Annotated in this window: 13 protein-coding genes; 7 read left to right on the forward strand and 6 right to left on the reverse strand. The window is 55.4% G+C overall.

Translation table 11 applies throughout. The features are described 5' to 3' along the window. Nucleotides 1-186 (reverse strand): hypothetical protein (locus ACWIZX_RS04845; RefSeq protein WP_448334985.1); only part of this gene is annotated, 186 nt, incomplete at its 3' end. Between the two features lie 232 nt (nt 187-418). On the opposite strand from ACWIZX_RS04845, the gene ACWIZX_RS04850 reads away from it, so the two are divergent. The 3 genes from ACWIZX_RS04850 to ACWIZX_RS04860 all read left to right on the forward strand — a co-directional run bounded on the left by ACWIZX_RS04850 (nt 419) and on the right by ACWIZX_RS04860 (nt 2,658). Then, a complete protein-coding gene (locus ACWIZX_RS04850) occupies nt 419-1,093 on the forward strand; it encodes a hypothetical protein (RefSeq protein ID WP_448334986.1) in 675 nt (224 codons plus the stop codon). Nucleotides 1,094-1,251: 158 nt separating this feature from the next. Beyond that, nucleotides 1,252-1,416 (forward strand): hypothetical protein, encoded by a 165-nt coding sequence (locus ACWIZX_RS04855; RefSeq protein WP_448334987.1) that lies wholly within the window; start codon nt 1,252-1,254, stop codon nt 1,414-1,416. Between the two features lie 276 nt (nt 1,417-1,692). Beyond that, nucleotides 1,693-2,658 (forward strand): hypothetical protein, encoded by a 966-nt coding sequence (locus tag ACWIZX_RS04860; protein ID WP_448334988.1) that lies wholly within the window; start codon nt 1,693-1,695, stop codon nt 2,656-2,658. Nucleotides 2,659-2,667: 9 nt separating this feature from the next. Here ACWIZX_RS04860 and guaA read toward each other — a convergent pair whose 3' ends face one another. From guaA to ACWIZX_RS04885, 5 genes are all read right to left on the reverse strand, one after another. Beyond that, complete coding sequence (gene guaA / locus ACWIZX_RS04865; protein ID WP_448334989.1) at nt 2,668-4,224, reverse strand: glutamine-hydrolyzing GMP synthase; 1,557 nt, start codon at nt 4,222-4,224, stop codon at nt 2,668-2,670. After that, entirely contained in the window at nt 4,221-4,793 is a 573-nt protein-coding gene (gene xpt / locus ACWIZX_RS04870) for a xanthine phosphoribosyltransferase (RefSeq protein WP_448334990.1), read from the reverse strand. Before xpt ends, guaA begins: the two co-directional genes overlap by 4 nt. 177 nt (nt 4,794-4,970) lie before the next feature. Continuing rightward, nucleotides 4,971-5,474, reverse strand: coding sequence for an Hsp20/alpha crystallin family protein (locus ACWIZX_RS04875; protein ID WP_322791865.1), 504 nt, complete (start codon nt 5,472-5,474; stop codon nt 4,971-4,973). Between the two features lie 34 nt (nt 5,475-5,508). Beyond that, nucleotides 5,509-5,910 (reverse strand): Hsp20/alpha crystallin family protein, encoded by a 402-nt coding sequence (locus tag ACWIZX_RS04880; protein ID WP_322791864.1) that lies wholly within the window; start codon nt 5,908-5,910, stop codon nt 5,509-5,511. Nucleotides 5,911-5,913: 3 nt separating this feature from the next. Next, nucleotides 5,914-6,387 carry an Hsp20/alpha crystallin family protein gene (locus ACWIZX_RS04885; RefSeq protein WP_322791863.1) on the reverse strand — a complete coding sequence of 158 codons (474 nt, stop codon included), beginning with the start codon at nt 6,385-6,387 and terminating at the stop codon, nt 5,914-5,916. Between the two features lie 222 nt (nt 6,388-6,609). On the opposite strand from ACWIZX_RS04885, the gene ACWIZX_RS04890 reads away from it, so the two are divergent. The 4 genes from ACWIZX_RS04890 to csm2 form a co-directional block, all read left to right on the forward strand. Then, nucleotides 6,610-7,497 carry a CRISPR-associated ring nuclease gene (locus ACWIZX_RS04890; protein ID WP_322791862.1) on the forward strand — a complete coding sequence of 296 codons (888 nt, stop codon included), beginning with the start codon at nt 6,610-6,612 and terminating at the stop codon, nt 7,495-7,497. A gap of 110 nt (nt 7,498-7,607) precedes the next feature. Beyond that, nucleotides 7,608-10,142, forward strand: a complete 2,535-nt coding sequence (gene cas10 / locus ACWIZX_RS04895; RefSeq protein ID WP_448334991.1) for a type III-A CRISPR-associated protein Cas10/Csm1 — start codon at nt 7,608-7,610, stop codon at nt 10,140-10,142. Between the two features lie 11 nt (nt 10,143-10,153). After that, nucleotides 10,154-12,073 carry an RNA-binding domain-containing protein gene (locus ACWIZX_RS04900; RefSeq protein WP_448334992.1) on the forward strand — a complete coding sequence of 640 codons (1,920 nt, stop codon included), beginning with the start codon at nt 10,154-10,156 and terminating at the stop codon, nt 12,071-12,073. A 1-nt stretch (nt 12,074) separates the two neighbouring features. After that, the coding region (gene csm2 / locus ACWIZX_RS04905) for a type III-A CRISPR-associated protein Csm2 (RefSeq protein ID WP_448334993.1) at nt 12,075-12,235 on the forward strand (161 nt) is incomplete at its 3' end.

A 12,235-nucleotide genomic window follows, 5' to 3' on the forward strand; every position in this document is an offset into this window, starting at 1 on the left:
CCCCGGCGTCCAACAATCGTAGAGAGGGCTGCGCCTAACCCCCGCTTCCAGCCGACCGCTTTGCTCGCTTTGCGGCGGCTGAAGCGGATGCCGTTGGGCCATCCCTGTGCATAACGGGCGATCTTTCCGTCTTAACGGCCAGCACTGGCCATCCGGTTCTGTGGCATGGTCGCTGCGACGGTGCACAGATGGCCGCCACGAAGCTAGAAGAAGGTTATAATTTGCTTTAGAGTCCGGAGTTGCTACCTACGGTAATCCCTGTCGGTTGTTCACTGACAGGGGAGGAGGTTTCGTGGTCCAGTACGCAGGATCAACCCCATCATTCGAGCGATCGATCTATAATGCCGAGGAAGTCAACCATGCGTACTTCCGGAACGCTGCAATTTTGAACCCTGCAATCTTGTAAGGAGGCAAAGCTGTGAACGCTCGCAGATTTATCGTTGCGCTTGGAATATTTGCTGTTGCGGCTATGCTATTGGCAATATCAGCCATCGGGTATGCGGCCGGTGAACAAATCAGTCAGGCTGCCTCGTCTGTGCCTCAGATGGTGCCACCTAACACACCTCCGTCGCTGCCGCCGTATATTTCCAGTGTTCAACCACAAACCCAACCGGCGGCATTGTCACCGACATTGAGTTATTACTTTATCAGTGGTAATACTTTCACGCCAGGCGGATCGGTTGCTTATTCCCGCCAAGTGACCGGGTGTGTAAACCAGATGCCCCTGGGCATTCCGTTCTCCGCACCTGTACACTTGCCACAAGGATCGCAGGTGGTGTCGATCACACTCTATACGTATGACTCGGCTACCACAACCACCGTCAGCACGGCCTATTTCATTCTTAACGATGGAAAGGGATTCGGCGGATATTCGGTGTCGGCCACAAGCCCGCCCAATACGAGTGGCTACCGGCAAACCAACAGCACAGAAAACAACCCGGTTATAATTGACAATCAAAACTACAACTACCTGGTCGAATGGCGCAAGGATCTTGGCACGCCTGATTCGACATTATTGAGTTTGTGCGGGGTGCGGGTGGCTTATTACGCGCCGCTCGCTTCAGGGCTGTATCTGCCTTTCGTCACAAAGTAGGCGTTCGCCACGCGCCTTCACCCTTATCACTGGATCCCCGGCCCTCATCTTGAAGCGCGGCGGCCTGTACAAGAAGTGATCCGCTGCGGGCATTGGCGTGAGATGCTGAGCGCGGGCAGGTAGCGCTTTCAGGTCTTTGTGTTGCCAGGCTTCTGCTGATGCAAAATTGGCGCGGCGGCTGGGTTTCGGCCGGGTCAACACTGTTACCGGGAATCAGTTTTTACGCTGGTGTAACTCGCTTGCCGGGCTCCTTCGCTCCACCCGGCGCTGATGCCCCTCTACTGGCCACCCAACAGAAGTTCACCTATGAATTTCCAGAATAGCGGCACCCATCTCTCTCTCAGGTGGGACAGATTTGGCCCGGCTGCCCGGCCGGTTGTGGCGATGAACCGGCTCAATTGCCAAAAGGTCGTTTGGGAAATGGCTGGGATGAGTTTTTGGGGTGAACCCGGGTTGTGCTCGACGAAAAGGTACTCCACAAATCCCTGCCCGTTGAGGGTATTTTGGCGAAAGGATGATTAAAAAAATTACACGAAATTTCAAAATTGCCAGCCGATTCCAATTGCATTAAAGCGGCGGGCATACTATAATCTAACTGTATGAGGGGCATTTTACGGTCTGTTTTGCTTCTTCTGGTCGTTGGGCTGCTGGCCGTCTCATTGGGGACGGGCTATGCCCAAACGCCTACCCCGCCGCAGGGTGAGGATTTTGACACCGGCTTCTACGTCAGCGGTGCCTTTCTGGCGCAGTATTACAGCGTGCCAAATCCGCTGGAAATCTACGGTCTGCCCATTACGCAGGAATTTGAGGGGGTTTCTTCATTTGGCATCCGCACGCGCATGCAGTACTTCAGCAAGGCGCGTTTCGATTTGGTGCGCACCCCCGAAGGCGAGCGGGTGGTGGTCGCCAACCTCGGCGAGCTGCTCTACCCCGGCCCGGGACCGCTGGCGCCGGTGCCCACCGAAGGCCCGACCTGCCGGCGTTTTTCCGCCACCGGCAAGAGTGTGTGTTATGCTTTTTTGCAGTACTACGATGCGAACAACGGAGAGGTCAACTTTGGCAACCCGATTTCGGACCTGGAAATCCGTGAAGGGCGTTATGTGCAGTACTTTGAGAAGGCGCGCATGGAGTGGCAGCCCGAACGGCAGGCCGAAACGCACGTGGTGCTGACCGATTTGGGCAAGCGCCACTTTGATCTGGTTCAGCGCGACCTCGAAGCGGGCAGGCCGATCGGCAGTGCCATTCCCGGCCGGCAGCGCTTCCCGGTGGCGCATGCCTTCTTCGCCCGCCCGCTGATCCAATCCCAAAGTACGCAGACTCTCTTTGTGGTGGTGGTTGACCGCTTCCGCCAGCCGGTGGAAGGCGCCGAGGTTTCCATCGTTTTGCAATATCCGGACGGCGAACGGGCTGCTTACCGCCTGAACAACACCGATGCCAGCGGAATCAGCACGTTGACCTTCAACGTGGGGGAGTGGCAGCCACGTCAGGTGGTTACGTTGGAGGTGCTGGTCACGGCAAACGGCGAGGAAGCCCGCGCCCAGTCGTGGTTCCGCGTCTGGTATTAGGGTTCGGTTTCATTCCCATTCAATGGTGGCCGGCGGCTTGCTGGTGATGTCGTACACCACGCGGTTGACGCCGCTCACCTCATTGACGATGCGGTTGGCAACCCGTGCCAGCAGGTCGTGCGGCAGGTCGGCCCAGTCGGCGGTCATGAAGTCCTGGGTGGTGACGGCACGCAGGGCAACCACTTCCTGATAGGTGCGCTGGTCGCCCATCACCCCGACGGAACGCACCGGCAGCAGCACGGCAAAGGCCTGCGAGATGCGCTGCGGCGCGCCGGGCGGGGTGCGTCCCAGCAGGCCGGCCTGCGCCAGTTCGCCGGTGAAGATATGATCGGCGGCGCGCAAACGTGCCAGGCGTTCGGCGGTGATTGGTCCCAGACAGCGCACCCCCAGTCCCGGGCCGGGGAAGGGCTGCCGCCAGACCAGTTCTTCCGGCAGACCGAGCGCTTCTCCTACGATGCGCACTTCGTCCTTGAACAGGTAACGCAGCGGCTCGACCAGCTGAAAGTCAAATTCGGCCGGCAACCCGCCGACATTGTGATGGGTTTTGATGCGCTGGGCTTTGCTGCGGTCGGGCGCAGCCGATTCGATCACGTCCGGGTAGATGGTGCCCTGCACCAGAAAGGGGATTTTACCCAGGCGGCGGGCTTCGCGTTCAAAGGTGCGGATGAAGGATTCGCCGATGATGCGCCGTTTTTCTTCCGGATCTTCCACACCGGCCAGTGCGCCCAAAAATTCGGCGGCGGCGTCCACCACGATCAGGTTTTCACCCAGCGAATGACGGAAGGCGCGTTCGACCTGCTCCCGTTCGCCGAGGCGCAACATGCCCGTATCCACAAACACGGCGGTCAGCTGGCTGCCGACGGCGCGCTGCACCAGGGCTGTGGCTACGCTGGAGTCGACCCCGCCGCTGACGGCAGAGAGCACGCGCTGGCTGCCAACCTGTTCGCGAATCTGCCGAACGGCCTGTTCGATGATGGTTTCCGGCGTCCAGTCCGGCCGGCAGCCGCAAATTTCCACCACAAACCGGCGCAGCATCTGCGCCCCGCCGGGGGTGTGATGCACCTCCGGGTGGAACTGCACACCGTAGTAAGCGCGGCGCGGGTCGCCGATGGCGGCGATGGGGCTGTTGGCGCTGCGCGCCAGCACCTCAAAGCCGGGCGGCGGCTCTTCGATGCGGTCGCCGTGTGACATCCACACCGGGTAACTGCCCGTGGGGAGCAGCGGGTTGGGCAGCAGGGTTTCCACCTGCGCCGGGCCGTATTCGCGCTGAGCGGCCGGGGCAACCCGTCCGCCCAGTGCATGGGTGAGCGCCTGCATGCCGTAGCAGATGCCCAGCACTGGCCGCCCGGATTGGAGGACATAGGCGGGGATGAAAGGCGCACCCGCTTCATAAACAGAGGCCGGTCCGCCGGAGAGGATGAAGCCGCGCGGTTGAAGCGCCAGCACCTGTTCGGCAGGGGCATCCCAGGGGAACAGTTCACAATAGACCTGCGCTTCGCGCACCCGGCGGGCGATCAGTTGGGCGTACTGCGAGCCGAAATCCAGAATAGCGATTGCGTCAGTCATGGAGCAAAGACGATTTTACCTTCAACCATCGAGACAATGCAGGCCAGCGAAACGATGGGAACATTGAGGAAGGCAAGCGCATCGCGTCCGCCTTCAAAAGTCTTTTCAATGAGGGCGCCGATGCCGACCACCTCGGCGCCGGCTGCTTGAGTCAGGCGCACCAGGCCCAAAATGGTTGCGCCGGATGCGAGGAAGTCATCAATGATCAGCACCCGCTCGCCGGAAGCCAGATACTCGGGGGAAACAATCAGCTCCACCGGCCGGCCGCGGGTATGAGATGGCGCAATGGTCAGGTAAACTGTATCCGGCATGGTGATCGGTTTGCTCTTGCGGGCATAAACCACCGGCACGCCAAGGTGTTTGGCGGTCATCAGCGCCGGGCCGATGCCGGAGATTTCGGCGGTCAGCACGCGGGTTGCGCCAACGTGAGCGAAGCGTTTGGCCAGTTCTGCCCCGCAGGCGTCCATCAAGATGGGATCCACCTGATGGTTGATGAAACTATCCACTTTGAGGATACCGCCCCCCAGATTTTTGCCTTCTTTCAAAATGCGTTCTTTGAGTGCCTGCATACGTTCCTCTCCCAAAAATAGTATTGTATGGACATTATTTTACGCCGAGTGAGGGGCGATTCCAATAGGGCAGGGCGAGAAAAAAGGGCATTCGGCCATTTTTTAAGAATTGCACCGGGATGAAAAATCGGGGGCTGCCCGCTGTGGGACAGCCCCCGCTGGGGTGCGTTTTGCGGATCAACTGGTCTTGATCGGGATGATCTTGCGCGCGCTTTGCGCTTCGGGCGTCTTGGGTAATTCAACGGTCAGCACGCCCTTGCGGTAACTGGCTTCGGCTTTATCCACCTGCACTTCGCAGGGCAGCGGGATGACGCGCTGGAACGAACCGTAGCGCCGCTCCATGCGGTAGTAATCTTCGCCCTTTTCTTCCTCTTCCTGACGCTTTTCACCGCGCAGGATCAGGGCATCCCCGCTGATGGAGATTTCGATGTCCTTTTCGTCCAGACCGGGCAGTTCGGCGGTGACGATGACTTTTTTGTCGGTCTCTTTGACGTCCACGCGCGGGGTGAAGGTGTCCCATTCTTCATCGAACAAGCGCCAGGGCATCAGCGACCAGGGCCGTTCAAAGAAGGTGTCGAACCAGCGGTCAAAGTCCCGCATCAGCGCGCGCGGTTGATCGTTCTCGCGGCGGACGGCCAGCGAGCGTTTGGGGCGGAAGGGAATCAAGTCGGTGATCGGCATTCCTTTCACCTCCTTTCGTTCAAGGGTTGACTCCTCATCCGGTTTTGACCGGGATACGGCGGATGCGAGCCGGACCGGCTTTGGGCAGGCGCAGATGCAGCACGCCGTGTTTCATTTCGGCTTCGATTTGGTCGCGGTCAATGTCATCGGCGAGGGTGAAGACACGCTCGTAATCGCCGCCTTCGTATTCGGCATATTCCAGATCGTAATCCTGCATGGCGGGCAGCTGCACCGTGCCGCGGATGGTGAGCACGTTCTTTTCGAGGACGACCTCCAGGTCATCCTGCCGGACACCGGGCATATCCGCCAGCACCAGAATATCGTCGTTGGTTTCGACGATATCCACCGCCGGAGCGAAAACGCGTCGGCTGCGGGTTTCGCGGACGGCGGGACGTTGTTCCTGTTGAACCTGAATGGCGCGGGTTTCCTCAGTCATGGCTCATCCCTCCTTTCCGTTGGATTCGGCAGCGTGCACGGCAATGCGCTTGGGTTTATCGGCTTCTGCGCGCGGCAGGGTGATGGTCAACACGCCGTTTTCGTAGTGCGCTTCCACTTTGTCGGCATCAATGGCAAAGGGCAGCTGCAACGAGCGGGCAAATTCACCCTGGAAGCGTTCGCGGCGTTGATAGCGGGCGCCTTCCGGCAGATGGTTAACCAGCCGCTTACCGCGCAGGATGAGGGTGTCGTTGTTGACAGAAAGTTCCAGTTCTTCCGGGTTGATGCCGGGTAATTCTGCGGTGACGATTGCCTGATCATTGTTGGTCCAAATGTTCAAAGGCGGGAATTCGACCTCCATCCAGCGTCGGCGGCGGGGGAAGAAGGTATCGAACATCCGCTCCATCTCGCGCTGCATGCGGTCCATTTCGCGCTCCATGCGGCGCATCTCACGCCAGGGGAAGAGAGGTTCCAACATAAGCCATCCCTCCTTTCTTACGGATATGGTTGATTTGAGCTTGCGTTTTATTTAATAATTCACCAGTCTATGAAAAATATTAGCAAAGTGTAAAAGAAAGATCAGCGTTTGAGTGGTTTTTTGGTGTTGGAAAGGTTATAATAAAATTTGTTTGGAGCGGGAAGAAAGTTCTGTATAATTGAAAAAGTTTGGGGTGTTTTCTTAAATTTTGAATTCCTGTTTATGAATTTTCAATCTTTTCCGGTGTTGATTGCTACCCTCGGCAGTGAACCCCAGGTGGTTACTGCCGGGCTGGATTTGTTATTCAGCAAGGGGGTTGCCGTTCGGCGGGTGGAGGTGGTGCATACCACCGCCCCCGGCACGCCGATTGAGGACGCTGTGCAGCGCCTGCAAGCCGCGCTGGGCGATTATCAGCCGCGGGGGATCGTCTTCTCTTTCTTCCCGCTGGAAGAGCGGGGAAAGCCGTTTGCCGATACCGAAAGTGCGGCCGCCGGACAGGCGGTTTTGCGCTGTATCTACCGCCGGATTGCGTTTGCCAAGCAAAACGGCGAAACGGTGCATCTGCTGATTGCCGGCGGACGCAAGACTATGTCCATTTACGGCATGGTGGCGGCCCAAATGCTTTTTGATGAGGATGACCGTCTGTGGCATTTGTACTCGGCCGGCGATTTTTTGACCAGCAAACGGCTGCACCCCCAGCCGGGTGATGCAGTGCAGTTAGCCGCCATCCCGGTGGTGCGCTGGGGTGAGCTTTCTCCGGCCTGGCTGAGCCTGCGCGGCATTGATGACCCCTGGGCAGCGCTGGATGCCATCCGCCGGCTGCAGCTGGAACGCCGCCGCGAGGACATGCACAACTTTGTGATGGGTACCTTGACTTTTGCCGAGCGGCAGGTGGTGGAGATTCTGGTAACCACCGGCAAAAGCGACCGGGAAATTGCCGCCCTGCTGCATCTTTCGCCGCGCACGGTGGAGCAGCATTTACGCTCGGCATACACCAAAGCGGCGCAGCACTGGCAGATGGAAAGTGTGAACCGAACGCAGCTGATGGCGCTGCTGCAAGGCTATTATGTGACCAAAATAGGGGAAAACCCGCATGACAACGACGCGTAAATCACCTACAATCAAAATGCACTGCTGACAGACGGCGGCGGTTGCAGGGGGCAGCCGAGGGGAACCCGGCTGCCAGCAGTGCTTTTTTTTACCAAAAAAGGAGGGCATGAATGGAGAAAAATGATCAGGTATTTCTGGCGGCGCTGGCAGGACTGCTGCACGACATCGGCAAGTTTGCCCTGCGGGCCGGGGAGGGTGCCAGCCGGGTATGGGATGATGCGGCACAGCGTGACTACAAATACAAACACGCCCTGCTCAGTGAGGATTTTGTTCAAAAATATGTGCCTGAGGCGTGGCAAGGCCGGATTAAACTGGCGGTTGGCGGACACCACACACCCCACGACCGTCTGGCGGCTGCCGTAGCGCTGGCCGACCGCCTTTCGGCGGGGGAGCGCGCCGACCCGCTGCCCAATGAAGAAAAGCGGGACAATCACCCGGCGCAGCTGCTCTCCATTTTTTCGGATGTGCGCCTTCACGCGGCAGATAATGAAATTAAGCAGGTCTATTGGCCGTTAAGAGCTCTGGAATTGAGTGATAAGAGTCTCTTCCCCGCCGATAAGAATGGTGACCCCTGGAAGGAGTACGAGCAGCTGTACAACCATTTTGCCGAACAGGCGAGCAGGCTGAGGGATGCCTTTCAGCAGGGCAGCAACCTGCCCTGCTACCTTGAAAGCCTGCTGGCGGAGATGCAGACAACGCTGTGGTGTGTGCCTTCGGCTTACTACAAAACCAGACCGGACATCAGCCTTTACGATCACAGCCGCATGACCGCCGCACTGGCAGCAGCGCTGTATGACAGTCCAACGCTGAGCGATGCGCAGCTGAATGAATTTGCCCGTGAGCCGGAAGCGGTTGACCAGGAACTGGTGGCGCTGGTCGGCGGTGACCTGACCGGCGTGCAAAGCTTTCTTTACACCATCACCTCGCGCGGGGCAGCCAGCGGTCTGCGCGGACGGTCGTTTTACCTGCAATTGCTGGGACTGGTGATTGCCCGCTTTGTGATGGAGCAGCTCAACCTGCCCATTACCAACCTGATTTACGCCGGCGGCGGCAATTTTTACCTGATTGCCCGCCGTGAAGACGCCGAAAAACTGCCTGAAATTCAGGCGCAAATTACCCGCGCCCTGTTCAACGAGCATCAGGGCGAATTGGGCCTGATTTTACAGGCGCGCTTGCTGAACGGCCGGCACTTTTTCAACGGCAACATTCGCGCCGAGTGGGACGGGCTGATCGGTCAAATCAACGCCGCCAAATTAAAGCGGCTGGAAGGGCTGGAGGCGGATCTTGCCCGCGTCTTTGAGCCGCACGGTGTGGGCGGGAGTGCGCCGCAGCAGTGCGCTGTGTGCGGACGGGAGCACGCCGGGGTCAAAGTGAGGCAGGTGGATGAGGGCGTGATGCAAACGGTCAACAAATGCCCGGTGTGCGAATCCTACGAAGCGTTGGGCAAGCAGCTGCGCAAGGCGCAATTTCTGGTTTTGCAGCCGTGTGAACCCGACCTGCCGGGGCAGATTACCCTGCAGGCCGGACGCGGCTGGCAGGAAGTTGCCCGCCGCTTTGGTTATGAGGTGGAAGTGCTGGAGGAACTCAAGCCTGAGCCGCAGGGAATTGTGTTTGCGTTGAATGACGGCGCTTTCCGTGCCTGTAAACCGCATCCCAGCCGTGCTGTTGCGCGTTACCTGCTGGTCAACGTAACCCCAATTCTGACCGATGAAGAGCATAACCAGTTGCGCGGCAAAGTGGATGACTTGCCCGTGCCCGGTTCGGTCAAGCCGTTGAGCGTTCTGGAAGAGCAGGCAAACGGCATCAAACGTGTAGGCGTGCTGCGTCTGGATGTGGATAACCTTGGCAAAATCTTTGCCGAAGGATTGGGCAATCGCGCGACGCTTTCGCGGATTGCTTCGCTCAGTTTCGCCGTCAGCCTGTTCTTTGAAGGCTGGGTGGGGCAGATTGCCGAACAGATGAAGAAAGACTACGGCGACCGCCTGTATTCGATTTACTCCGGTGGTGATGATTTGTTCTTCGCCGGCAGCTGGGATGCGGTGGTGGAATTTGCCATCCGCCTGCGGCGCGACCTGAGCCGGTTTACCGGCGAGCACCCCGATATTCACCCGAGCGGGGGGATTGTGCTGGTGGGCGGCAAGTACCCCCTCTATCAGGCGGCCGAGGAAGCCGGCGCTGCCGAAGAACAGGCCAAGGCCTACCGCTGGTGGGAAAACGGCAAAGTGCGTGAGAAAGACGCGCTCAGTTTTCTGGGCCAGCCGCTCAACTGGCAGCGTTTCGGCTACCACGATTGTGAATCGCAAAACAATAATACCGCGCATGCCCTGATGCACCGTTTGAAAGGAATGGTGAAGGATAACCAGAACCGCGCCGTGATTGGCACACTGATTCGCCTGCACGAGTTGTATCGAAGCACGCTGGAAAAACGGCAGAAGCGCGGCGAGGATATTAACCATGCCGGTCAGCGGCAGGTGTTGTGGGGGCCGTGGAACTGGCTGGCGGAGTATTACCTCAGCCGCATCAAAGGCGTACCCAAACCAGATGTGGATGAGCTGCGCGAACGCCTGAAACAGGATCAATTCCGCAGCATCGAATGGATCGGCCTGGCTGCCCGCTGGGCAGAGTTGATTACCCGCAGAGGTTAAGGAGATGCCCTATGGAATGTGATGAGTCGTTCCGAAGAAAAATAACTCAGCAAGAAGGTCTTCTCTTTGATCGGAAGGCATATGTTGAATTGTGGGATGATCGGCGTAAAGCAAGTTTTATCAAGGATATCATTGCTCTGGCCAATACAAGCAGGTTTACGGGTAAGGAATCAGAGTTGATATTGGGGGTTAATGATTATGGAATAATTCATGGAATTAATGATATGTTACCCAGATGTGGAGGAAGCGTTGATGGACTCAAGAGAAAAATCAAGGACGAAATTATAAATTTTATCGAACCTCACCTTATTGTTGGACTGGAAGCGGTTAATTGTGATGGGCATCTCATTTTATCTGTAAAAATACCTGCTTTACCGACCGAAAATCCGTTCAAAGTCAAAAAAGATCTGCATCAAACACAAAAAGGGCAATGCTGGATACGAAGTGGGGAGAGCAACACAGAATTAATCCCCGAAATGGAAAGGTTTTACCTCCCCTACACCAAATGCCCATACATCTCTCCTGAACAGTGGAAAAGTTATTTTACCCTTCTTCAAGAGAGGCACCAAAAATCCATAAAAATAGAGGGATATCAAGAACTGCTAACACCAAATGGCAAGGAAGTTATCAAAGAGATTCAAGACTTCCTGGATAGTAACAAAAAGGTTCTTGTATTGATTGGCGAAGCTGCCATTGGTAAAACCACTATACTCGAAAGGTTTGCTTATGGTCGAGCTGAATCATTGGAGGGGGATATTCGTAATCAAGAAAATTTCAAGAGATTCTACCACCCATTTGGTTTTATCCCGATTTTTGTTTCATTGAGGGATATGTGCCTGCAGGAAATACGCCAATTGGAAAACTTGCTTGTTAATCGCTTATGTGAAGGTTTGCGATTTCTGGATAATAGACCTGAGGAATTGTATCGGTTGTTTGAAAATCAGGAATACCATTTTGTGGCACTGCTGGATGGCATTGATGAATTATTCAATGAGCAAGCCAGAAGACAATTTATCCGAGTTTTAGAAGATATGACAAGAAGATATCCTGAATTGAAGTTTATTCTGGCTACTCGACCACCCCTGCCATCTTTTGCGGATGAATATAGAAGCGAGATTATAGAAATCAAAATACAACCGTTCACTCGTGAGCAAATCCGAAAATATATCGAGGTTCACTGCGATACTGAGAGCCTTGAAAAGATTGAGAGCTGGATTTATTCTGATGAGGAATTGACACAAATTTGTTCGATTCCGTTTTATCTGGAAACAGCCCTACCTGAAATAATTGGTGAATATCGTTCTGGAGAGGAGGATATAGCAGAGAATGTAGTAATTAACAGTGAGCAGGCCTACACAAGAAACAAAGAGGAGGAAGAAACTTCTCCAAATGACATTGACACATTAAATCTAGTGTACGCAGAGGAATTAACCCTTGATCAACCTATTGAAGAAAGGACGGAAGTCCCTGTTTCTGAGATATTCTTAAGTGAAGAACAGGACATTCGTGTCGGAGTTATGCTCGACCGCATTTATTGGAAAGCATGGATCAGAGAGACGCAAAAAAGAAATTATCCTCCCCAAACAACCAGGAGTTTTTGGAATGAAACTGAGGAATTGGCAATTAATGTCGATCTTGGCCAACCAATTAGGCAACGAATTATTAAAAGGGTTATGGGAGAAAATGCAAGAAGTTTCTGCATAAGTTTATCGGTCTTAACTGAAAAAGAGGATTTTAGAACGGTTCGTTTCTTTACAAATTTAACCCATGTGATTTTTGCTGCCAATTACTTAAGAGAATTGATTGGAGAAAATCAAAGAAGTTTCAGGAGAACGCTATACGAACTGTCTGAAAATTTTCGGGAAAAATTAATCCCTGTTTTGAAAGAACTAAGTCCAGATTTTTATATGCTCAATTCACAGGAGGAATGACATGAGTCCAATACCCGCAAATGAAGTGCAAAAGATCATCACTCAGGATGCCAGCGGTGAACTGCTGGTGCAAACGGCAGACCAGTTTGGCAAAGAGTTGAAAGACCTGAGTCTTTCCACCAGTCAGATTCGCAGCCTGTTCGGCGAGGTGCGCCAGATTCA

Source organism: Bellilinea sp. (assembly GCF_053501535.1).

Excerpts from the sequence above, each read along its gene's own strand:
- ACWIZX_RS04855 (WP_448334987.1), top strand. The coding sequence starts at position 1,252 with ATGCAAAATTGGCGCGGCGGCTGGGTTTCGGCCGGGTCAACACTGTTA.
- ACWIZX_RS04860 (WP_448334988.1), top strand. The coding sequence starts at position 1,693 with ATGAGGGGCATTTTACGGTCTGTTTTGCTTCTTCTGGTCGTTGGGCTG.
- guaA (WP_448334989.1), bottom strand. The coding sequence starts at position 4,224 with ATGACTGACGCAATCGCTATTCTGGATTTCGGCTCGCAGTACGCCCAA.
- xpt (WP_448334990.1), bottom strand. The coding sequence starts at position 4,793 with ATGCAGGCACTCAAAGAACGCATTTTGAAAGAAGGCAAAAATCTGGGG.
- ACWIZX_RS04875 (WP_322791865.1), bottom strand. The coding sequence starts at position 5,474 with ATGCCGATCACCGACTTGATTCCCTTCCGCCCCAAACGCTCGCTGGCC.
- ACWIZX_RS04880 (WP_322791864.1), bottom strand. The coding sequence starts at position 5,910 with ATGACTGAGGAAACCCGCGCCATTCAGGTTCAACAGGAACAACGTCCC.
- ACWIZX_RS04885 (WP_322791863.1), bottom strand. The coding sequence starts at position 6,387 with ATGTTGGAACCTCTCTTCCCCTGGCGTGAGATGCGCCGCATGGAGCGC.
- ACWIZX_RS04890 (WP_322791862.1), top strand. The coding sequence starts at position 6,610 with ATGAATTTTCAATCTTTTCCGGTGTTGATTGCTACCCTCGGCAGTGAA.
- cas10 (WP_448334991.1), top strand. The coding sequence starts at position 7,608 with ATGGAGAAAAATGATCAGGTATTTCTGGCGGCGCTGGCAGGACTGCTG.
- ACWIZX_RS04900 (WP_448334992.1), top strand. The coding sequence starts at position 10,154 with ATGGAATGTGATGAGTCGTTCCGAAGAAAAATAACTCAGCAAGAAGGT.